13 protein-coding genes and 2 pseudogenes are annotated in these 23,020 nt (G+C 45.8%); 11 read left to right on the top strand and 4 right to left on the bottom strand.

Features of this window, described 5'->3' with window-relative positions; genetic code table 11:
- Nucleotides 1–2: 2 nt before the first annotated feature.
- The 7 genes and pseudogenes from AC0VXX_RS11370 to AC0VXX_RS11400 all read left to right on the top strand — a co-directional run bounded on the left by AC0VXX_RS11370 (nt 3) and on the right by AC0VXX_RS11400 (nt 14,007).
- Complete coding sequence (locus AC0VXX_RS11370) at nt 3–1,925, top strand: OmcA/MtrC family decaheme c-type cytochrome (RefSeq protein ID WP_475514323.1); 1,923 nt, start codon at nt 3–5, stop codon at nt 1,923–1,925.
- Nucleotides 1,926–2,005: 80 nt separating this feature from the next.
- Nucleotides 2,006–4,153 carry an OmcA/MtrC family decaheme c-type cytochrome gene (locus tag AC0VXX_RS11375; protein WP_475514324.1) on the top strand — a complete coding sequence of 716 codons (2,148 nt, stop codon included), beginning with the start codon at nt 2,006–2,008 and terminating at the stop codon, nt 4,151–4,153.
- A 601-nt stretch (nt 4,154–4,754) separates the two neighbouring features.
- Nucleotides 4,755–7,031, top strand: coding sequence for an OmcA/MtrC family decaheme c-type cytochrome (locus tag AC0VXX_RS11380; protein WP_475514325.1), 2,277 nt, complete (start codon nt 4,755–4,757; stop codon nt 7,029–7,031).
- 371 nt (nt 7,032–7,402) lie between these two features.
- On the top strand, nt 7,403–9,526 hold the full coding sequence (locus tag AC0VXX_RS11385; RefSeq protein ID WP_475514326.1) for an OmcA/MtrC family decaheme c-type cytochrome: 2,124 nt from the start codon (nt 7,403–7,405) through the stop codon (nt 9,524–9,526).
- Nucleotides 9,527–9,644: 118 nt separating this feature from the next.
- Nucleotides 9,645–10,592 carry a DmsE family decaheme c-type cytochrome gene (locus AC0VXX_RS11390; RefSeq protein WP_475517005.1) on the top strand — a complete coding sequence of 316 codons (948 nt, stop codon included), beginning with the start codon at nt 9,645–9,647 and terminating at the stop codon, nt 10,590–10,592.
- Between the two features lie 12 nt (nt 10,593–10,604).
- A pseudogene (locus tag AC0VXX_RS11395) lies at nt 10,605–12,704 on the top strand (MtrB/PioB family decaheme-associated outer membrane protein).
- A gap of 148 nt (nt 12,705–12,852) precedes the next feature.
- A complete protein-coding gene (locus tag AC0VXX_RS11400) occupies nt 12,853–14,007 on the top strand; it encodes a sugar diacid recognition domain-containing protein (protein ID WP_475514327.1) in 1,155 nt (384 codons plus the stop codon).
- Between the two features lie 59 nt (nt 14,008–14,066).
- On the opposite strand, the gene AC0VXX_RS11405 is transcribed toward AC0VXX_RS11400, so the two are convergent.
- Complete coding sequence (locus AC0VXX_RS11405; RefSeq protein WP_475517006.1) at nt 14,067–15,749, bottom strand: RluA family pseudouridine synthase; 1,683 nt, start codon at nt 15,747–15,749, stop codon at nt 14,067–14,069.
- A 613-nt stretch (nt 15,750–16,362) separates the two neighbouring features.
- Between AC0VXX_RS11405 and AC0VXX_RS11410 the strand changes: the two genes are divergently transcribed.
- On the top strand, nt 16,363–17,247 hold the full coding sequence (locus AC0VXX_RS11410) for a LysR family transcriptional regulator (RefSeq protein WP_475514328.1): 885 nt from the start codon (nt 16,363–16,365) through the stop codon (nt 17,245–17,247).
- A 204-nt stretch (nt 17,248–17,451) separates the two neighbouring features.
- Here the strand turns inward: AC0VXX_RS11410 and AC0VXX_RS11415 are convergent, their stop codons facing one another.
- The 3 genes from AC0VXX_RS11415 to AC0VXX_RS11425 form a co-directional block, all read right to left on the bottom strand.
- On the bottom strand, nt 17,452–18,018 hold the full coding sequence (locus AC0VXX_RS11415; protein WP_475514329.1) for a chalcone isomerase family protein: 567 nt from the start codon (nt 18,016–18,018) through the stop codon (nt 17,452–17,454).
- A 48-nt stretch (nt 18,019–18,066) separates the two neighbouring features.
- Complete coding sequence (locus AC0VXX_RS11420) at nt 18,067–18,906, bottom strand: hypothetical protein (protein WP_475514330.1); 840 nt, start codon at nt 18,904–18,906, stop codon at nt 18,067–18,069.
- Between the two features lie 117 nt (nt 18,907–19,023).
- Entirely contained in the window at nt 19,024–19,989 is a 966-nt protein-coding gene (locus tag AC0VXX_RS11425; protein ID WP_475514332.1) for a DUF5692 family protein, read from the bottom strand.
- 699 nt (nt 19,990–20,688) lie between these two features.
- Here AC0VXX_RS11425 and AC0VXX_RS11430 point away from each other — a divergent pair.
- From AC0VXX_RS11430 to AC0VXX_RS11440, 3 genes and pseudogenes are all read left to right on the top strand, one after another.
- Nucleotides 20,689–20,916: pseudogene (locus AC0VXX_RS11430) on the top strand (SDR family oxidoreductase); the annotation flags it as partial.
- Nucleotides 20,917–21,297: 381 nt separating this feature from the next.
- Complete coding sequence (locus AC0VXX_RS11435) at nt 21,298–21,552, top strand: GlsB/YeaQ/YmgE family stress response membrane protein (protein ID WP_475514333.1); 255 nt, start codon at nt 21,298–21,300, stop codon at nt 21,550–21,552.
- Nucleotides 21,553–21,608: 56 nt separating this feature from the next.
- Entirely contained in the window at nt 21,609–22,982 is a 1,374-nt protein-coding gene (locus AC0VXX_RS11440; RefSeq protein ID WP_475514334.1) for a DUF2254 domain-containing protein, read from the top strand.
- Nucleotides 22,983–23,020: the final 38 nt, after the last annotated feature.

Consider the following 23,020-nt stretch of genomic DNA (forward strand, 5'->3'; position numbering starts at 1 on the left):
AGATGATGAAAAAAATGACCCACCTTAACCGTTACGCTGCCACGCTAGCAGTGGCTTTTATCCTCAGTGCCTGTGGTGGTGATGATGGTACCCCAGGTCAACCTGGAGAGCCTGGCGGCCCACCAGCAATGACGGTCGATACCTTAAAAATCGCTATCGATGATGTCAGTATGCAGTCTGGTATTGCCACCGTTAACTACCGTGTCACCAACCAAGATGATGAACCGGTTGTTGGCGTGGCAAGCGCAACCTTTATTGCCGCGCAGTTGCTGCCCCAAGGTTACACTAACGCGGGCAATAGCTCGCAATGGCAGTTTTTTACCTCACAAAACTGCCCTGCCAGCTGTACAGGTGATTATGTCGACTATAAAAATGGCGACTATAGCTACACCTTTGATGCCCCATTTGATGGTATGAATGACATTAGTTACCAAGCGGGAGCAACTCAACGACTCGTCATTAAGATAGGCGGCGACAGCCTAGCCGATGGCACAGTGCTCCCGGTGACCAACCAACATCTTGATTGGCAAGCCCCCACAACGGGGCCAAGTGCAGAGCCAGCTTACACCCGCAATATCGTGACCATTGCTACCTGTAATAGCTGCCATAATGACTTAGCCTTTCACGGTAGTAACTACAACCAAATAGAAACCTGCGTCACTTGTCATAATGCCGATAGAGTCAACAATCCTGACAATATTTTTCCACAGATGGTACACGCCAAACACTTATCGGGCTTCCCTGGCTCTTTGGCTAACTGCCAAACATGCCATGTGGCTGATGATGCCTTAAGTGAAAATCATAATTGGGCTCGAGTTCCGACCATGGAGGCTTGCGGTGCTTGCCACAACAATATCGACTTTAAAGCAGGCCAAGGGCATCCAGCTCAAGCAGACAATGCCAACTGTATCGCCTGCCACAACCCAGATTGGACAGCCAATGTGCACAACGACGGTGGTAATGATGAGGCCCTAGGCCAGTTTGCAGCCAGCATCACATCAGCATCACTCAGTGGCGATACTGTCTCCTTTACCTTGAGTTTACGTAACCCCGCATCGGGTGAGCTCTATACAGATAGTGCCAACAATCTTAACTTTGTCGCCGATCTACGTGTATACGCTAATTGGGGAACCAGCTTCGATTACGCCACACGTTCGCCACGCTCCATCCGCTTGCAAGAGGAAGCCCCCATCGCTGGCAGTAATGGCAACTATAGTTATCAAATTACTGGCGTCACGGTTCCAGCTGGCACTGAGATGGATTTAGGCGCCTTAGCCATACAAGGCAAAGTTTGCGCCGCCAATGGCGTATTAGGCGACTGTAGTGACACCACAAACAGTGAAGTTAACATCAAGTCGAGCCACCAATTCTTTAGCGCACAAGCACTAAGCGATAGCGGTCGACGAGTCGTGGTCACTAATGACACTTGTGGGAGTTGTCATGGCGATCAACAACTTAATTTCCACGGATCACGCAATGATTTAGAAGGACAATGTCAGCTGTGTCATAACCCTAATATGGTTGCCGATGCCACCGATAATCCCTCTACCGCCACCGCCGATTACAAGCACCTAGTGCATGGGATACACAGTGGCCAACGTGAAGGTTATGAGTCGATTAACTATCCTGGAAACTTAGGTAATTGTGCGCAGTGTCATAGCCAACAAGCTGGCGTATTAACCGCAGCATTGCCACTGTATGCGGGCGTAAAACCACTGGCTATCGCGGGCGATTTATACACTAGCCCTACCGCCGCCATCTGCAGCGATTGCCACGCCAGTGATAGCGCCACCAACCATATGGTGCAGCAAGGCGCCGTATTCAAGGGTTCCTTAGCAGATGCCAACGCCGGAACCGAAAGCTGCACCACCTGTCACGGTCAAGGCGCAAGCGCCGATGTACTCAAGGTTCACCCGATCAAATAATGACGATGTGCGCTAGGTGCTCCCTAGCGCACATCTCCTAAGCGACTTTTGAAAACGCACTATTTATGGAACGCATAATTATGGATATAAAAGCAAAAGGTACCCCATGGAGTGTTATCGCTCTGGCGTGTAGCACGTTATTAATCGGTTGCGGCAGTGACGGAGACGATGGCAAAGATGGCGTAGACGGCCCTATTGGAGTCAATATTGATTCAACATCGACTATCATGGCTGAATTTACCCAAGCCTCGATTGCAGATGGTATCGTCAGCGTTGATTTTAGATTAGAAAACGCCAATGGCGTTGCAGTGCTGGGCCTTAATAAAGACTACGATATCCGTTTTGGTATCGCGCAACTGGCGCCAGTCACAGAGACGATCGAGGGTGAGGTTTATGATAGGGGTATGCAATGGCAGGCCTATATTAATACCTTGAAAGAACCGGGCACACTGCCAAATGATGCTACCGGGCTAAATCCATCGCCACAATATCAAGCCAATGTCGAAGCCGCCAGCAACTGTGAAAGTTGCCTTGTCGACAACCTCGATGGCAGTTATAGCTACACTTTCCAGCAAAATATCGCCAACGTTACCGAGCCGCTGACGATTACTTATGGCGCCGACAATACCCATAGAGTGACGTTAGAATTAGAACTGGAACAAGCAACGGCCAATGCCCATCACGATTGGCAACCCTCAACTGGCGCTACCGACGACATTCAAACCCGTAATGTGGTGACTATCGACAGCTGTTTCACCTGCCATCAGCCAGAAAGCTTAGCACTGCATGGCGGTCGACGCATCGCATTAGAAAACTGCGCCAGTTGTCATACATCAACCTCAGGCGATCCTGAAAGCGGTAACAGCGTCGACTTTACCTACATGATCCATGCCATTCATAAAGGGCAAGACAGGCAAATCAGCACCCCTGATGGGTTAGTGCCAGCCCCTTATAAGATTGTGGGTTATGGCGGTAGTTTACACGACTATGGCAAAGTCACCTTCCCGCAAAAGCCTGCGGCGGATTGTGCCTCATGCCATGTTGAAGGCGCTGGCGCTCCGGCTAATGCGGATCTGTTTAAAGCCGATCTGAGCAACACGGCATGTGTCGCCTGTCACAGCGAAAAGCCCTCACAAAATCATACTGATACCAACTGTATGGCCTGCCATAACGCCACCAATACGTACCCTGGTACAGGCAATGCGGAAAAACGCCATGGTGACGTATTACAAGCGTATGTTGACGCCGAAGCCATGGGAGTCAGCTTTAGTAATATCGGGCTCGATGCCAACGGTAAACTGACGTTTGATGTACAAGTGATCGATGCCAGTGGCGCACCTATTGCCAGTGAGTTTGTCGACCAAAGTACCCGAGTCGTGGTCGCGTGGGATACCGATAAGGATTACCCCGCTTATGAGGATGCCTCTTATAGCGAGCGCCGCATACGTTTATCTGAAGGCACCTATGATGCCGCCACGATGACTTACACTCTTATTGGCAGCAACTTTGATATACCTGTTGATGCTGATGGTAAAACCTTCGAGTTATGGTCAACCATCGAGGTCTGTTTCAACAATGGCGGCTATGGCGTGGCCCAAGTGGTCATGACAGCTTGTAGCGATAACACCCGCAGCGTTGCCGTTAAAGAGCCGCCTTACCAGTTTGTCTGGGCAGGCTCAGGCCTCGATGCTAACGCACAAACGGCCATGCGCCGCAGTATTATCGACAGTGCTAAATGTCAGAGTTGCCATAATCAAGAAAATCATCACTATAACAACGGCTACAATTGTCAGACTTGTCATACCGCTGATAAAACTACCCGTTCTGACAGTGACTATCCAGGTGGCCAAAAGTCCACTAGCTATGCCTTTAAGGCTCATGAGGCGCCAGGTCACTATCTCAAATATGCCGGAGTGCAATCGGGCACTGTCTTAAAAACCGATTGCAGTACCTGTCATACCGACAATGGTATTGCACTGGGCCGCGCAAGTGAGCGCGTATGGCGCTATGGTGACACCACTACCGGAGCCGATATCTGGGTTTCGTCAGATGCAGGTACCTGTTTAAGCTGTCACCAGAAATACCTCAGTGACGCTGGCGCAAGTCATATTGAAACCAATGGCGGTATTCTCGATGGTACTAGCGTCGATGATGTCAGAACCCGAGCGGCCGAAGCCTGTTCGACCTGTCACACCCCCACGCAATTGCGCTCAATCCACGGTGGATAATCTACAACGTTAACCTGATGTCCTAGCCGCTAGGGAACTCCTTAGCGGCTAAAGCCAATACCTTAGCGGTTAATTGTGCTAGCTGATTCAGGCTAAAAAAGACATTAAATCCACAAAGGAGGCTTGCCCTCCTTTTTTACTGCCCAGCAATAAACTGTAACCCCAGCAATTAAAGCCACTAGAATAATCCACTTTATCTCAATCGGCTTTGCAAACAATCTTTTCACATAAGCGTCACATCACAGTTCACAGGATCGCTAAAGTGGCGTGACCACAATGCGATAGCATTTGCCCAAAACCTTTTACAAGTACAGCTCAGCTGTTAATTTTTATCTTTTGGGTAGGGTTTAATTCTGCATCGACCATTTATCTTATCCAATTCGACTACCTCTAAAGAAATAGTCAGATCTCAATCACATAAAGCAATTAAAACAACTGCTAAATCGTTGCGCCTTAGATAGCCTTAGAGGTGGAAATTTAATTCCACACACTAATTGAGTGTTTTACAAATTTATAAATAGAAATGGTTCTCAATTTTGAGGCCTGTTTTTAAAACAGAACAACTCAATAGTGATGATTAAAACTATTGCAGGGAATAATCATGATGAAAAAGTTCAATTTTAATGCAGCGACCAAAGCTGTATTAGGTGCAGGGCTTCTTTCTTTAGCACTTTCAGGTTGCGGCAGCGACGGAAAAGATGGTGAAGACGGAAAAGACGGCGTTATTGGCGTCAAAATCGATGCCGCTAAAAGCATCAATGCAGTATTTACTAATGCCACTGTCGATGCTGGTAGCGTCACAGTTGATTTCAAACTCGAAAATGACAATGGCGTTGCCATTTTAGGGCTAACCAAAGATCACGATTTACGATTTGGTATTGCACAATTAACCCATGAAACTCGCACATTTGGCGAAGGTGATGATGCTGTAGAGTTCGATAGAGGATTTCAATGGCAATCCTATATCAATGCAGAAAAAGCGCCTAATCCAGATTGGGTTCCAGAAGGTGAAGCTAACATCAATCCAACAACGCAGTTCCAAGCGAATGTTGAACAAGCTTCTAAATGTGACACCTGTTTTGTCGATAATGGCGACGGTACCTACAGTTATACCTTCCAACAGAATATTGCTGATGTGACTTCCCCAGTCGCAGTCACTTATAATGCCGACTACACTCAGCGTGCCACCCTAGAGCTTGAACTGAGCCCTCTTGCAGCCAATGCAAACTTTGACTGGCAGCCTTCAACTGGCTTAACAGAAGGTATTCAGAGTCGCGATGTGGTTTCAATCGAAACCTGCTATACCTGCCACCAGCCAGAGAGTCTTGAGCTGCATGGCGGCCGCCGTATTAACATCGAAAACTGTGCCTCTTGTCATACTGCCACATCGGGCGATCCTGAATCAGGTAACAGCATCGACTTTACCTATATGATCCATGCGATCCACAAAGGTCATGCAAGAACAACTTACGCACCAGACTCGACCGATCCTGTACCTGATGCAAACGGCAATATTCCTGCACCTTACAAGGTGATTGGTTATAAAGGCTCTGTGCATGACTATGGTAAGGTGATGTATCCCCAAAAGCCGGCAGCTGATTGTGCAGCGTGTCACGTAACAGGTGAAGATGCACCAGCCAATGCCGATCTATTTTTGGCTAATCAAAGTAATACGGCCTGTATTGCTTGCCACACTACCATGCCTAAAAAATATCACGATCCCCAAAATGAAAACTGTATCTCTTGTCATATAGAAGAGGGTTACGCTAGAAGCGGGGCTGAAGCACATGGCGATGTGATGAAAAGCTATAATGCTAGCCAAGGCTACTCAGCTAAGTTCAGCAACATCAAGGTTACAGCTAAAGTATTAACCTTTGATGTGCAAATCTTAGATGATAAAGGTGAGCCTGTAGCCAAAGAGTTTATTGCAGACCCAGGCCCATTCACTAAGTCAAGCATCTACTTCTCTTGGGATATCGACAAAGACTACCCCGCTTACAAAGATGGGAGTAAATACCGTGACCGCGGCTTTGCACTGAATGCTGCCAGCTATGATGCAACCACTAAAACGTTCAGCATAGATAGCAGCAACAGTACACTAAAGCTCCCTACCGATGATGTAACAGATGACTTAGTACTAGAAGGTAAGAGTGTTGAGCTATTTGCAGGCGTATCGACTTGTTTTAGAAAGGGAGGTTATGGCCGACCTGTTGTTGAGCCAGTAGCTTGTGATACGGTCGACGACTATGGTAATTCAGTCGTCACCAGCGCCTACATTCAAGATGAGCCACTGCGCTTTACCTGGAATGATACCGACACCAGTGAACCTGCTAAGGCTCGCCGGGCGATTATCGATTCAACTAAGTGTATGGGTTGCCACAATAAAGTGATTGCTCATTACGATAATGGTGTCAACTGTCAAGCTTGTCATACTCCAGATAAAGGCTTAACTCAGTGGGGAGATATTGCACCTACAAGCTTTGCTTATAAAGCTCATCACGCTTCAGGGCATGATATGAACGCTAAATGGGGCAGCGGTCTAAAATCTGAGACAGTCATGAAAACAGATTGTACAACCTGCCATGCTGACTCAGGCGTTAAACTAGGTCAAGCACCAGATCGCGCATGGCGCTACCCTGCTTTCGATGGAGATGACAGCCGCGATGAAGATGGCGATGGTGAAATTTGGGTCTCATCTGATGCAGGTACCTGCCTAAGCTGTCACCAAGCGCACCTAGATGATGCCGCTAAGTCTCACATCGAAACCAACGGTGGTATTTTAGACGGTGTACATGCGGTCGATGTCAACGCTCGTGCAGCAGAGACTTGCCAGACATGTCACACACCAGCAAATATCATGACAATTCACGGTAACTAATATTGAGATAATGATTCATCCCTAAGTGATGAGTTAACTTCAATAACACCCCAAAGGGAGGCTTTGCCTCCCTTTGTTTTTTCAGTAAAACAATATAACAACAATGCAAACAATTGCGTTAAGCTAATGTAATACGCCTGTTTTTTTGTTCACCCTCATGCTTTAGCTTCCAATCTAACTACCTCTTTAGAAATAGAAAGATCTCGGTCACACATTAGACTATGTTCGGCAGATTTTAGCCGCTTGTTACGTTACGATTTCGGTGGGGATTTCTATTTCCAGCATTGACTTAGGTTGCACTACTTATAATGAGAACGGTTCAGAAAACTGACCATGCACTTAAGACGATGCCAAACCTATGCAGGGAAAATATGATGAACGTACAAAATAATAAGTTTAAGCTGCTTCTGGCAGCAGGTGCAGTCTCTATGGCTCTTAGTGGTTGTGGCGGCAGCGATGGTAATGATGGCAATCCTGGTAACCCTGGTGGTCCAGCTGCGCCCGCAATCAATACACTTAACCTAGACGTGAAAAGCGTCACCTATGACAACGGCATCCCAACGGTGACCGTATTTGCCACCAACGAAGAAGATTTACCTATCGTTGGTCTTAAAGATCTTGAAGTCAAAAAAGTGGTTCAACTTATCCCCCAGGGCGCTACTGGTGCGGGTAACAGTGCCCAATGGCAAACAACTTATAGCTCTCCCCGAAGTGCTGAAGACAAGTTAACGCCTGTAGATCTGAAGAACGGTAACTACAGCTTCACAATTCCGCTAGAAGGCTATAATCCTGAGCTCACTCAACGCTACAACATTATTGCCAGTGCTTCGACGCTACAAGATGGTGAAACGCTTGTGCCTCGGACGGAAATCTCTAAAGATTTCTCAGGTGAAGGCTATGAGGCGCTTTATACTAAGGATGTCGTCGCAACGCAAAGCTGTAACTCATGTCACACTAACGGACAAAAAATTTACCACAATTATACCTCTTCAGAAACTTGTGCATCTTGTCATACCCAAGAAATGGCAGATGAAAAAGGCAAGCCGCAAGTTGCTTATAACCATTTAATTCATAACGTACACAATAACGCCAAAATGTACGGTAGAGAGATGGATAAAAGCGCCGAAACTGCTCATAACATCGTCCAAGACAACTGCCAAACTTGTCACGTTGCTCCTGAAGAAGGCAGCGACGAGCTAAGCGAATGGGGTAACTGGTCACGGGTTCCTACCATGGAAACCTGTACTAGCTGTCACGTCAATGTCGACTTTATTGCCGGCAAAGGCCACTCACAGCAAGATGACAACAGCAACTGTATTGCCTGTCATAATGCCAGCTGGACTGAAGAGCTCCATACCGAAGGCTTTGCACAGACTAAGGCTCTTATCGACACTTACGGCATGAACACTGCTTTAGTGGTAAACCAAGATAAGACAGCTACTGTGACGGTTTCAATAATTGATTCAAATACCACGGCCGTTAACGCAACAAATCTGCTACCACAGATTCAACGTGTTGAAGCGATAACGAATGTAGGTCCAAATAATGTTACCTTAGGTTACTACGGTAAAGATGGCCTAAATCTAGTGTTAAATGGCAAACTCGATCCTAAAGCGGCTATTGATGCTGATGGCAACATAGTCTACACCACTAAAAAACTCTCATTTGGTGCTGCGGGTGAAGATGCTGATACAGCGTTTACCTTCACTGGTTTATCAATGTGCTCTGAAAATGGCAAGTTCGTCAATTGTGACAAAGTCGTTATCGAGGAAAACTTAGATACAGATTATCAGGGCAACAAAACTTTAAATGCCAATTTCTTCACAGGCATGAAAGCTGGCCTTGCATTCGCGACGTTCTCTGGTGAGACACCTAGCAAGCGTCATGTCGACTCTGTTAACTTCGATACCTGTATTAGTTGTCACGGTGATAGTTTCGAAGTTCATAAAGGGGCTCATCATCCTGGTTTCGTGATGTCGGAACAGCTTTCACACACAAAAGATGCTAACGACAAGCCCATTGTAGGTGTCGATGGCTGTGTGGCTTGTCATACACCTGATGGCACCTATGCAAGCGGCGCTAACAAAGGCGCACTAGAAATGAAACTGCATAAAACCCATAGCCATGGCGATCATGCCGCGGTTTATGGTATGAACTGCAGCTCATGCCATAACGACTTCAATACTCAAGCGTTCAAGCAAAAAGGCGCTTTAGCAACATCTTCTCGTAAAGAGCAATCGACTGAAGATGAAAACAAAGATGGCGTCGTTGATGAAAAAGACCAAATCACCATATCTGCTTACACTACACCCATAGCAGCAACGTGTTACTCATGTCACAGCTACAGCGGTGACAAGTTTAAGAATCACGTTGAAGGCCAAGGTGCGATTGTAAATATGGAAAATAAAGGTGCTGTAAACGATGCCGCACAACTAGAAACCTGTTTCTACTGCCACGCACCGGTTATCGACGATCACACGGCTGTGAAGATGTAATTTGCTCATCTCAATATGAAAAACGGGGGAGTCCTCTCCCCCATTTTCGCTACCATTTGTGCAAATTAGGAAGTCTATTATGAAAATCACCAATAAATTAACCCGCTTTATACCAGCAATGCTTGCTGCTGCGCTGCTCTCGTTTGGCGCCAGTCAAGCAACCGCTGCCAAGTGGGACGCCAGCATGACACCGGACGAAGTGGAAGCCACCTTGGACAAGAAATTTGCCGAAGGTGACTATTCACCTAAAGGCGCCGACTCTTGCTTAATGTGTCACCGCAAGTCTGAAAAAGTGATGGATCTGTTCAAAGGCGTCCATGGCGCAATTGATTCAAGCAAAAGCCCCATGGCGGGCCTGCAATGTGAATCATGCCACGGCCCAATGGGCAAACATAACAAGGGCGGCAAAGAGCCAATGATCGATTTCGGTCCTACCTCTAGCTTGTCTGCTGAAAAGCAAAACAGTGTCTGTTTAAGCTGCCACCAAGACGATAAGCGTATGTCATGGAATGGCGGTCATCATGACAATGCCGATGTGGCTTGTGCCTCATGTCACTCAGTGCATACCGCCAAAGATCCTGTGCTATCAAAAAGCACCGAAATGGAAGTATGTACGAGCTGCCATACCAAGCAAAAAGCGGATATGCATAAACGCTCAAGCCACCCAATGAAATGGGATCAAATGGTGTGTAGCGATTGTCATAATCCTCACGGCAGTATGTCTGATGCGGATCTAGTTAAGCCCAGTGTCAATGAAACCTGCTACTCATGCCACGCCGAAAAACGCGGCCCAAAGCTGTGGGAACATGCACCCGTAACTGAAGATTGTGTTGCGTGCCATAACCCACACGGCAGCGTGAACGAAGGAATGCTCAAGACCCGTGCACCACAACTATGTCAGCAATGTCATGCTAGCGATGGTCACGCCAGTAACGCCTACATGGGTAACACTGAACTGGGTTCTGAAGTGGGCGCAAATGCCTTCACCGGTGGTCGCAGCTGCTTAAACTGCCACAGTCAGATCCATGGTTCAAACCATCCATCTGGCAAGCTGTTTCAGCGCTAAGGAGACGACAACATGAAATTTAACTTAAATTTAGTCACGCTCGCCCTCATCGCTAACGCCAGTGTGTTTGTGCCCAATATCGTGCTCGCCGATGGCTATAATATTCAACAGGCCAACACCAGCAAGGTGCAGCTAGACAAGTGGGAATGTAAGCGCTGTGACATTGAAACTGGCGTATCGGGCACGGTTGGCGCAGGCGTCGGCTATAACGACAGCGATGATATCCGCTCTGCCAATGCCTTTGCCGCAGAAAACGAGTTTGCCGGTAAAGTCGATGCCGATGTGAATTACATCGGTAAATCGGGCTACCGCGCCTCTGTCGAAGCACAAGACTTAGGCATGGAAAATGGTCGTTTAGAGGTGAATGCTGGTAAAGTTGCCCAGTACAACCTCAATTTGAATTATCGTCAAATTGCGACCTACAAAACCGACAGTGCCATGACCCCTTACCAAGGTATTGGTGGCGGCGATTTAACCTTGCCTAATAACTGGCAAACCGCCGGGTCGAGCCAAGAGATGAGCCAGCTTTACGCCAGCTTAACGCCGCAAGAGTTGTCGCTTAAACGTAAGCGCGCAGGACTTGGGCTAAGCTATCAAGGTGAAGAGTTATGGAGCGCTTACATCAAGTATCAGCGTGAAGATAAAACCGGGCTAAAGTCAGCATCTGGCAGCTTCTTTAATCAGTCGATGATGCTCGCTGAACCCGTTGATCACACCACTGATAACCTTGAGGCCGGCATTAAACTCAAAGGCGATAATTGGTTTACCGCGCTCAACTATTCAGGTTCGAGCTTTAAAAACCAATACAGCCAACTGACGTTTGATAACGCGTTCAACCCAACTTTTGGGGCGCAGACCCGAGGCACTATGGCGCTTGACCCAGACAACGAAGCCCATACGGTATCGTTGCTAGGCCAATATCACCTAGGGCAAACGGTAATGAGTGGCCGCGTGCACTATGGTCAAATGACGCAAGATCAAGCCTTTGTTACCTCGGGCTACGGTTATCAACTGCCTACTGAATCACTGGATGCGCAGGTCGATATGAGTGGCGCTAACCTTAAAGTGGTGTCGCGCTTAAATCGTACTGTGCGTGTTAATGCCAGCTACGACTACAGCGACCGTGATAATCAAACCGAGATTGAGCAGTGGACGCAGATCAGCATCGACTCCACCAGCGGTAAAGTGGCTTACAACACACCTTATGATATCACGACCCATCGCGGTAAATTGGGCGCTGATTTTCGCATCAGCCGCGGCATGAAGCTCGATGCGGGTTACGATTACCGTCGTGATGAACGCAGTTATCAAGATCGTGAAACTACCGACGAGCACACCTTGTGAACCAAACTGCGTATCAGCACGTTCGATAATTGGGATATGTGGGTCAAGGGCAGCTATGGCGAACGCGATGGCTCTGAGTATCAAGCGTCACAGTGGACATCATCTGAGTCAAATGACTTGCTACGTAAGTACAATCTAGCCGACCGTCAGCGCAGCATGGTAGAGGCTCGAGTGAGCCACACGCCTATCGATGCGCTGACCATCGATCTAGGTGCACGCTACGCACTGGATGATTACAACGACACCCAAATTGGCTTAACTGAATCGACAGATCTTAGTTACGATATCAATGCCAGTTACTTGATCACCGATAATATGATGGTTAACGCCTTCTATAATCGTCAAAATATCGACTCAGATCAGGCCGGTAGCACCAACTTTGGTGCCGCTAACTGGTTTAGCCAAATCGAAGATCAAGTCGATGTGGTGGGTGCGGGCTTTAGCTACAACAATCTGTTAGAAAATAAACTGCGTTTAGGCGTAGATTACACCTATTCAGATTCAAGCAGTAATACCCAAGTCACTCAAGGCATAAGTGGTGACTATGGCGATTACTTTGCCAAAGTGCACAACGTCAATGTCTATGGTCAATATCAGGCCACCGAAAAAATGGCGCTGCGTCTTGATTACAAAATGGAAAACTATCAAGACAATGACCCAGGCAATAGCATCGCTCCCGATGGTATCTGGAATGTGGTCAGCTTTGGTAGCAACAGCCATGATTACACCGCCCATTTGGTGATGTTAAGCATGAGCTATAAGCTATAAGGGTTATCGCCTTATGTAAAAAACCCGCTTAACGAGCGGGTTTTTTTATGCCCTATTCCACAGCTATCAACAAAACGGCGGCGCAGATCTAGTGCCACCGAGCAATTTACCGTAAGCTCGTGTAAAACCATAAGCGCGTAATAACACTGTGTACCTATTAGACTCCCCGCTCGCACAACAGATTGTCGATCGCACCATGGCGATTATCGGCCACAATATTAATGTGATGAATAACCAAGGGGTTATCTTAGGCTCTGGTGATAGCAATCGCATTGGCTCTGTCCACGAAGGCGCCTTGCTCGCCATTAGCCAAAATCGTACCGTCAAGATCCATCACGGCACCATAGCCAGCTTGCAAGGGGTAAAGCCAGGCATCAACTTACCCCTGCACTATCAAGGTGAGATCATCGGAGTCATTGGCATTACCGGTGAGCCCGAAACCCTGATGGCGTTTGGTAAATTACTCAAAATGAGCGCCGAGATGATTGTCGAGCAAGCCAACTCTATCGAGCTTGCTCAATGGCAAAATCGCCAACAGGAAGAGTTTATTCTGCAGCTGATTAAGGGCGAATATCAGCACCTAGGGCAACTGAGCGCCAGAGCCGAACGTTTGGGCATAGATTTAACCATGCCGCGAGTGGCCGCAGTGATTCAAGTGCAAGAGGACAGCCCTGAATCGAGTGCTAAATCGCTACTGAAACAGGTGCTGAATCTATTAGAAACCCCCTCGCGCGGCAATCTTATCGCCATGACCTCCATGGCAGAGCTGGTGATCCTCAAACCCGCCTTTCTCGATGGCAAACAGTGGCGCGCCGAACTTGAAAGCCAGCGTATCGACCAACTGCTTAAGCGTATTCCGCCAGAGATGAGCGCCCAGCTTAATATCGCCTTGGGGCATTATTTTCCTCGTCCAGAAGATATTCACCGCTCCTACCTAACCGCCAAAGAGACCCTAAAATTTGGCATGCAGATGCACCCTACACGGAATAAATACCTGTTTGAGGATTATGCACTGCTGGTGATGCTATCTGGGCTGCAAGAGGATTGGCGTGGTCAGCAACTGCTCACCCCTTTTCAAAAGCTGGTCGAACACGACAGTAACCAACAACTGCGTAAAACCCTCGCCGCCTATCTAAACCATTTTGGCGACCAAGGCGCTTGTGCTAAGCAGTTGTATATTCATCGCAATACCTTGCGCTATCGGCTCGACAAGATAAGTCAGATAACAGGCGTCGAGCTGAGTAACCTTAACGGCTTACTGCAGCTCTACCTAGGTCAAGCGCTATTCACCTCGCGCACCTAAGCTTCTGGGTCTGGGTCTGGGAGAATCAGGATGATGGCGCTAACTGCTATGCGTTAACCCTAAAATGCAGGCTCAGCCTCAAAGGTCATCCGGGCCTGTGTTGTAGGGTGATTAAGCACTAACTTCTGCGCATGTAAATGTAATCGGTCCGCTTTAGTGCCGTATAGATCATCACCAATAATCGGCAGATTAAGCCCATCAACATGGGCACAATGCACCCGCAACTGATGAGTACGGCCAGTTTGCGGATAGAGGTATAGCCAAGTATGTTTATCGTCTCGCGCCTTGACCTGCCATAGGGTGTGCGCCTGTTTACCATGTTCAAAACAGACCAGCTGACGCGGCCTATCATCAAGATCAACTCGCAGTGGCAAGTTAATCTCGCCCTGCTCACCCACGACAATACCCGCCAGTTTTGCCACATAGCGTTTCTCAACCGTGCGGCCAATAAACTGCTGCACCAGCGCCCTGTTGGCCTCTTTGCTTAAGGCTATAACCATTAGCCCCGAGGTCGACATATCCAAACGATGCACGATCAAAGGCCCCGTTGCAGTGGGAAACAACTGCTTCATGCGCGCATAAACTGAATCGGTAATATTTTTACCCGGCACCGACAAAAACTCAGCCGGCTTGTTGATCACCGCTATCGCCTCATCTTGATACAAGATATCGATAGTTTTACCTTCTGCCGGATTATTCAATAATGGATTGTCATCCATCTCGATGCCTTTAAGCATATGGCTCAAAATCGGTTGGCATTTACCATGGCACGCACCATAAAACTGCTTATGCTGCTTAACCTCTGACTTGGGTGAGGCGCCCCACCAAAACTCGGCTATCGCCAGTGGCGTTAACTGCTGGGCAAAAGCGTATTGCAATAACTTAGGCGCGGCGCACTCACCGGCCCCCGCTGGCGGCAGCTGATTGGGCGCATCGTTAAAAATCTGATTAAGATCTTGCAGCTCACCCGCTTGATTCAAAAAGCGATACTGAGCGAACAGTTTTTGCTGCAAGGCGTTAGACTGCTTTGCCCGCCGCGTTTTAAGTGATTCAATCTCGGTCTCTAACAATTGTAACGAGGCGCTCGCCGCTGCAATGAGGCTATCCCAATGCTGCTTTATCGCTTTTAGCTGGTGCTTTTCAGCCACACTCTCTTTGCCCAATTGCACATTTAACGCGGCTAACGGCTCTGGGCCTAACTCAGCTTCCGCCTGAGCGCGCGTTAATTTGCGCGCTTTGCGCCCTTCGATAATAGCCGCGCGCATCGCTTCAAGCTCATCATCAGCCTGTTGCATTAATGTGGTTAACTGCTCTCTCAATCTCGATAACTCTGTCGAGGCCTCAAGCTGTGTTAACTCATGGGTCAGCTGATTAATCGCCTGTTGCTCAGCATGAAAGAAGCTGTCTTTAGTCAACATATCAAAGACTGGCGGCACAAAACCATCGATAAGGTTTTGCTCAGCCAATTTGCCAGAAAATGCCGCCAAGTAACCAATCTCACCGCTCTTGTTGCGCACTAACAGCACACCAAACATCTTACCGATAACATTATTGGTATCGCTGCCTAAGCCAAAGTTATGTTGCCAATCCGTTTGGCTACTCAGATAAGCTTGTAGCTCCTCTGCCGCCAAAACGCACAAAGGGTGCGGCTCATAATAAAACGGAAAGGTAAAACGCTCGGGTAGTTGATAACTATCGATTGGCGATTTAAACGCGGTAAAACAGTGCTGAGCTTGATACATAGGAGCTTGGTGCATAAATTGTTGACATCTTAACTGTGACTGAGCGAAACAAGGCTGGTACGGCACAAGGCCTGCACAGCAATAATGAGGCGTGATTTTACGCTGTCATGGCAGTGAAGTCATTATTTAGCCGAGAGTGAACTTTACAAAGAAGGTCGATAACATTTTTACCCTTGCTGGAGTAACGTTGGACTGCATTTTTATTTGTTGAGTGTGCTTAAAGGTCGCACTTTCGTTGTTATTTATCGCCTCCCCTGCGCGGAATGTGCTGATACTTATGTTTCACTCCGTAAATCCAAATATTGACACCTCGATAAATTCAATAACTAATTTGGTAGTAGAAAACACTATTACGGTACCCCACCTTTTTATGGATCATTTTACTCTCAGAAATTGAGGCAAGACATCATTCATCGGACACTTACTTTGCTCGTTTGAGTTAACGTGTGTTGAATTATTGGCACCAGTGAGAAGTTTGCCGATTAATATAAATTATATTGATTATGAATAGACGGAGATCACAAATAAAGCTAATACTCTAAACTTACCCGCTCTAAAACTATTTAAATAGAGTTAGTATTGAGATCATTGATTTATAAATTGGATAGAAATCATGCCTAGTTTAGATGACCTGCATCTCTTTGTTTATACGGTACAATATAAAGGAATTAGTGCTGCAGCCACAAAGTGTGGCTTACAAAGGAGTAAAGTTAGCCGTCGCCTTCAAGAACTCGAGCGAAAACTCGGCTATCAGTTATTGATCCGCACCACCCATAGTATTGAGCTAACTGAGAATGGACAATGGTTATATGATCAAGTGGCCTCACGTCTTGGTGCGCTTGAAACGGCCATGGTTCATCTTGAAGAGCAAAATAGAGAGCCTAAAGGCAAGTTAAGGATTGCAATCCCTCCTGTGCTTGGCGTGACTGACTTTTTTACCAATGTAATTGAGCTATATACCAGTTTATACCCCGCTGTAAATATCCAGATTGAACATCAAAAACAGGCTATTGATTTAATTCGTACTAACACGGATATTCAGATATTACCTTCATATTGCCCACCGCTTAATGACGACTATATTCAACAATATTTTATTGATCTGCCTTGTTGCATGGTTGCAAGCAATGCTTATATTCAGAAAATGGGTAAACCTGAGTCTATTGAAGATCTTGATAATCATAAAATGTTAGGCAATCGTTATTGCAAAATGTGGTTGCCAAGCCATATCGATTACTATGTGTATAGTGAAGACTTACACCTTTTGCGGAATTTAGCTAAAGATGGCAAGGGGATTATTGTCTTACCGACAGTAATGTTACATAAAGGTATAGAGGAAGGACTATTTCAGCCATTGTTAGGTGAGCACTATTTTCCAGATTTAAAAATCACCTTAGTCTATGCATCTAAGCCTTACTTATCGAAAAAATGTAAGAATATGGTGAAGTTACTTCGAGAGACTGTTGTTGAAAAAGGAGTGATTAGGTATCCTTCATAATGATTGGGCCATAAATTATCAGAAATCGGGGACGGTTAGATAGGGCGTGGGTTTGGTGAGATATTGAAGTGTTGATAAGAGTCGGCAATATAATATCTGATGAAATCCATACTTATTTTCTTAATCATAAGGTTATTAGTCATAACCAGTACAGTTTTCAGTACGAAATAACATTGCCAACTCATGGCGTTACTACAATTTTAGTTAACCTTTTAACATATCTTTTTTAAGTTGTTTGTCTGTCGGTTTTTTACCTAACCAAATTAACATCAGTGCTTTTCGGAATGCTTCATCCTGTGTAAATGAGAGCTGATTACCATTTTTGTAACTGTAAACGCCTTCTTTAGGAATACTAACAAGTGTAAATTGATCCCCTTCTTTTATCTCTTCAGAGAATGTGAATTTGACGAAGTTTTTAATACTCTCATCAATGCTAGAAGTGTCACCTCCAGTTGCAAGATCAAACCCATCATTCAGTGCATTAGTGAGTTTTTCAGAGGTAATCATTCCAGAGGTAATATTGAGACGGATTGCTCCAGCCATATCACCATCGATAATAGGTTGTACTTCATTGATCTTTTCTAAGGTGAATAATGATCCTACGTATAAATCCATAAAGAACTTAGAGCGAACACCTGCGCCATTAAGCTGCATAACTTTTTGGTTTATTGTAATTGACTCTGGTACGTCTACGTCGGCTACTATTTTAGCCCAACTTGTTGGTGACATAAGCGTTAACAATACTGACGCTATAATAAGTTGTTTTTTCATCGTAACATCCATTCTATTTAGTCTAAAAAATACAGAGTAGCCGCAAAATTAAAATGCGTAGTTGTATTCAACCCACAACTTGTCACTGCTACCATCTCTTGAATATGAATGATAATTAAAACGAATATTTTGAGTGTTGGTGATCTGATAACCTAAAGTGAGTTCAATTTGTTGTGGGCTAATTTGCAGGCCACCTTTAGCAATGCTGTCATCCCAGCTTTTACCACTTAATTCATCGGTATAACTCCAAGCACCGAGTAGCCACCATGAGTCATTAAATTTGTAGCGAGCATATACTTTGGTGCTATAAATGATGGAGGCAATATCAATACCACTGCTAGACAAGTTAGTTAAGGATTCAGGTATACCTGCACCACCACCAATGGTGTCGCTAAAGTTATCTTCTACTATTACGCCCCCCACTAATAAAACCGGCCAGATATAACCGTTTGCTCCAACAGGAATCGTCGCTAATGCACCCGCTTGGATAACACTTGTTTGACCGAAAAAGGCATGGTCTTTGACGACTGCGTCCACCATATAACCCAAACCATTTTTGGTGTTTAATGAGCCGTAACGAAGGCGGTAGTTAGTATTGGTTGTTTCATAATCCATCGTCATCCTGCCGTCTTTAATGCCCGAAAACTGTGGATCGCCTCCTTTTTCATCAAAAATATCGTTTGCTTCAAAAATAAACCCTGATTTACGCTCTGATCCAGCCTCTGAAAGCATATACATCGCTTTAAGGTTCATCCCTTTGTTACCATAGCCAATCCCAAGAGCAGTGTAAGCTTCGGTTGGGCTAGACATGTCGATCTCTTCTTTTGCTAAGGCATAATTTGAACTGACAGCAGCGGTAACCGTTAAAGCTAAAAGATACTTGTTCATAGATAGTGACTCCACTAATAGTAAATTGTTGTTATTTATTGTTGTAACCTGCTGGTTGAGGTTGGTTACACCTCAACCAATATTGATTAAAAAGTAATGACAATGGGATTTAGGGGATTAAGCTGTTACAGCTTTATTTGCTACTGGTACAGCAGAATCATCCTTTAATTCTGCAACCTCTTTGTAAGCTGATAAGTCGGTATAAATCTCGTCACGAAGAGGATTAAGTTTACGAGCTCTTATCCGACGGAATTGATAAACGAATACAGCCACATTGACGACGAAGCTCAGCATTGAAACAACCCATAATGCTTCAACACTTCCAGACGATTTAACGGCAAATTGAGATGAATCTACAAATGAAGGGAAGGTCATCACGAACATCATCCAAAATGCTAGGGTGTGAGCGCGGTGTTGTAACCAAGCTCCTTTTTGAATGAAAAAGGCAGGAATGGTACATGAGATAAGTAATGCGCCAGCTGCATAGAATGCGTGATCTGGTACACAGTTATATACGTATGCAAAATTCCATAAGTCATAAGCGATGATCCAGAACCACAACATGTCAGGCCAAAGCATGTCTTTTGAACTTTTTTTGCTGACAAAAATACCAACCCAACCACATATGGTGACGATGTTTAGCAGTCCTGCCACACCATTAAAGATGTTCCATAATCCACCTTGGATCATCATCCCATCCTGTAGACTAGGCAAACCGAAAGTCGATACTTGGAAGTCTCGTAATACGGCTTCCAAAATGTTAATACCGAGAATTAAAGCAGGGAAAAACAGCATATATTTGTTGTTTACAACTCCTTTAATATAACGAAGTGCCATAAAACCAATACAACCTACTAAGCATGAATAAACTTTAGCCCAGTGAAACCATGTTCCCACGGTTGAACCTTCTGCGGATGTAGTGTCTTGCCAAACAGTAAATGTAAGTACTAAAGGCAGCACGATAAAACAGGCGATGCCTGCCCACATACTGCGCCGGGATATTTCATTAAGGAGGATTAATCCTCCCAATACCGCAAACCAGGCGATAATCTGGTTCGATGTAAGGGACTCAAATAGAAACATAGTGATACCTCTTATAGTTAAATAGAAAACCTAAAACCTTAGCCATCATATTGTTATGCAAAATAGCTTTTGAGGTTTAAGCGGTGTAAGTAATGTTAATTTAGTATTAATGCTTGCAGTAGATGTTAATATGAGGTGCAAATGTCCTATAAATAGGACACCAAATGTTTTGCTCAGCTGTAATTTGGCATTGTTGCTCAAATTGGCTCTCAAGTAAGCCTTCCCACGGCACAGCTAAATGTCATGTTTATGCCAAAATAACTAAGAAAAATACTGTTCCCTCCGCCCAAAAAAAACATTAAAAGCCGCAGTCATCACACATAACTTATTGTAAAAATTAACTTTTACCTTAAAAGCTATGCTGATAGTTATTTGAGGTGGGGGTTTAACGAGAAGTGCAGATAATACACAGTTACCTTGGCATCATATTTTGTGAGGTATAACTTCTCGAAGCGTTATTACGTCTCGCCGACACTAACCTGTGTGACAATGATTCAATTAAAAAATGACGAGTCGATCACAGATTTGGTAAGTCAAATATTAATAGTTGACACTAAACAGCATAAATATTGAATGCGCTATTTTTAAAAAAATGTATTTATAAAATAAACAGAGAAAGATAGGCTGTTGGGTTTAATAAAATTCATGCTTTACGATAAACATATTTACAAGCAGTAATCATTTTTCAATGCTTACTGCCCTGGCATTGTTGGAACAGATATGTGGGTTGAAATTGACGAACGCTTTGCAAAGCTTACTGGTGCGCCAAAAGGGTCAACCTACGAAAAATATGTGGAGGGCATTGCGCTGGGCCGAGCTGAGACACCAGAAGATGTGGCCGCTTTCGTCTCTTATCTGGCAGGTCCTGATTCAGACTATATGACCGGACAGGCACCAATCATCGATGGTGGGATAGTTTATCGCTGAGGATTTGTCGCTAGTCGCGAGGGGGTGTCGCTAATAGTTTCAGCCTCGGCTTGCTGTTTATCAGTGACAAAGCGGTGGCCTCATATAGCGGCAGCGCTCAAGACGCGAGTCATTGGCAGAAGAAGCTACACCATTGCCCGTCAAAATATACAACGCCCTATATACCCAACCACATCAAAAAGGAGAGTAACTATCAAGAGGCAAAGAGCGGCTAGCTCAACCTTACCAAACTTAAGGAAGCCAGCGACGATGCATGGCAGCATCTATAATTAAACATGCAGTACTTGGAGCTCGCTTAACAATGCGTTGACGTCGGCTACCTCCAGATTTAAACCAACACGTGACAAATAGGCTCATTAGCAATTTAGACTGGAGTACAACATGGATATTATTAATTTACTCATATTTTTGGTCATTGGTGCCCTAGCCGGATGGCTTGCAGGCAACATCATAAAAGGAAGAGGATTTGGTGTCATTGGCAATATTATTGTAGGGATTATTGGTGCAGTTGTGGGGGGATTTGTATTTAGCTTACTCGGCATCACAACAGGCGGTTTGTTAGGCTCTATCATTATGGCCACTATCGGCGCTGTTATTTTATTATTTATCATTAATTTGTTTCAAAACAAAGCCTAGCTAAAAATACGGCAAAGCGACCCTTAAATCCAAATGGAACGTGGCCACATGTACAGATGAATAAGTTAAGACAGTTATGGAATGATCTACGGTCGAGCTTCTGGTTCACGCCTTCGCTTATGGTCGCCATTAGCATAACCTTAGCGGTCGTGTTAATAGAAGTAGATTCAGCTGGTTTTAACCAATGGCTAATCCAGTGGCCACGCCTATTTGGGGTCGGCGCAGAAGGTGCGCGCCTAATGTTGTCCACCTTGGCAGGCTCGATGATAACCGTGATGGGTACCACCTTCTCCATGACACTGCTCGCCCTAGTATTGGCGTCGGGCCAATACACCTCTCGCATTTTGCGAAACTTCATGCGCAATAGTGTCACGCAAGCGACACTGGGGGTTTTTGCTAGTATTTTCGCTTATTGTTTGATTGTGTTGCGTACCATTCGCGGCGGCGGTGGTGTCGATGAATTCGTACCTAGCCTAGCGGTGTTTTTCGCCTTGGTGATGTCACTCGGTGGCGTGGGTATCCTTATCTATTTTATTCATCATATTGCTCTGTCAATCCAGGCATCTAGCATCATAGACTCGGTCGCAAAGGAGACCAACGCAGCCATTGACCGACTGCTGCCGACAACATCGGATAAGGCGCTCAATGAAGATGAAGACCGACACCAGATACTCGAGTCGCTTGATGAGAGGTCCTGGTATCCAGTACCAGCAGTCCGCAGTGGCTACATTCTCAGCGTAAACAACCATACACTCATGTGTTTGGCACAAGACAACAGCACCATAATACGTATGGAGCAAGGCATAGGCGCGTTCATTGTGCAAGAGACGGCTCTGGTGTCACTCGCCCTAACTTACCCGCCAGATCAAAAGATAATTGATGCACTGAATGGGGCTTACATCATTGGCGCCCATCGCACAGTGGATCAGGATCCCGCTTTCGGTATTCGACAGATTGTAGATATGGCCATGAAAGCGCTTTCCCCCGGAGTTAACGACACCTCAACCGCCGTGATGTGCGTGGATTATCTCACCTCAATTATGGCTCGGCTCACCCATAGGCAATTTCCGCCATCGTACCGTTACGAGGGAGAAGCACTGCGTGTGGTCGCGATTGTTCCGAACTTTGAGAGCCTATTATCTGTCTCTTTCGACCAGATCCGCAGTAGCGCAGAAAAGAATGTTGCCATACTGGTACACATACTCGGCGCCCTCGAAACAATAGGCAGTATGACAAGTAAACTCAGCCATTTACGCGCACTCGATGAACAGCGCCAGTGCATTGCTGAGTTAGCCGCTCGCAGCTTTGAATCTAGCTATGATCGCGCACTGCTCGAAAGCCGGCTATCCAAGGTGCGCGAAACCCTCAACGCACGGTTTGCCATAAGCTCAGAAGCCATAAGTTCAGAAGAGGTAAAAAGTCAGAGTTAGAGTTAGAGTCAGAGTTATGGAATATCCATTGCCGCCCT

The organism is Shewanella sp. QJM3NY_23 (assembly GCF_056173105.1).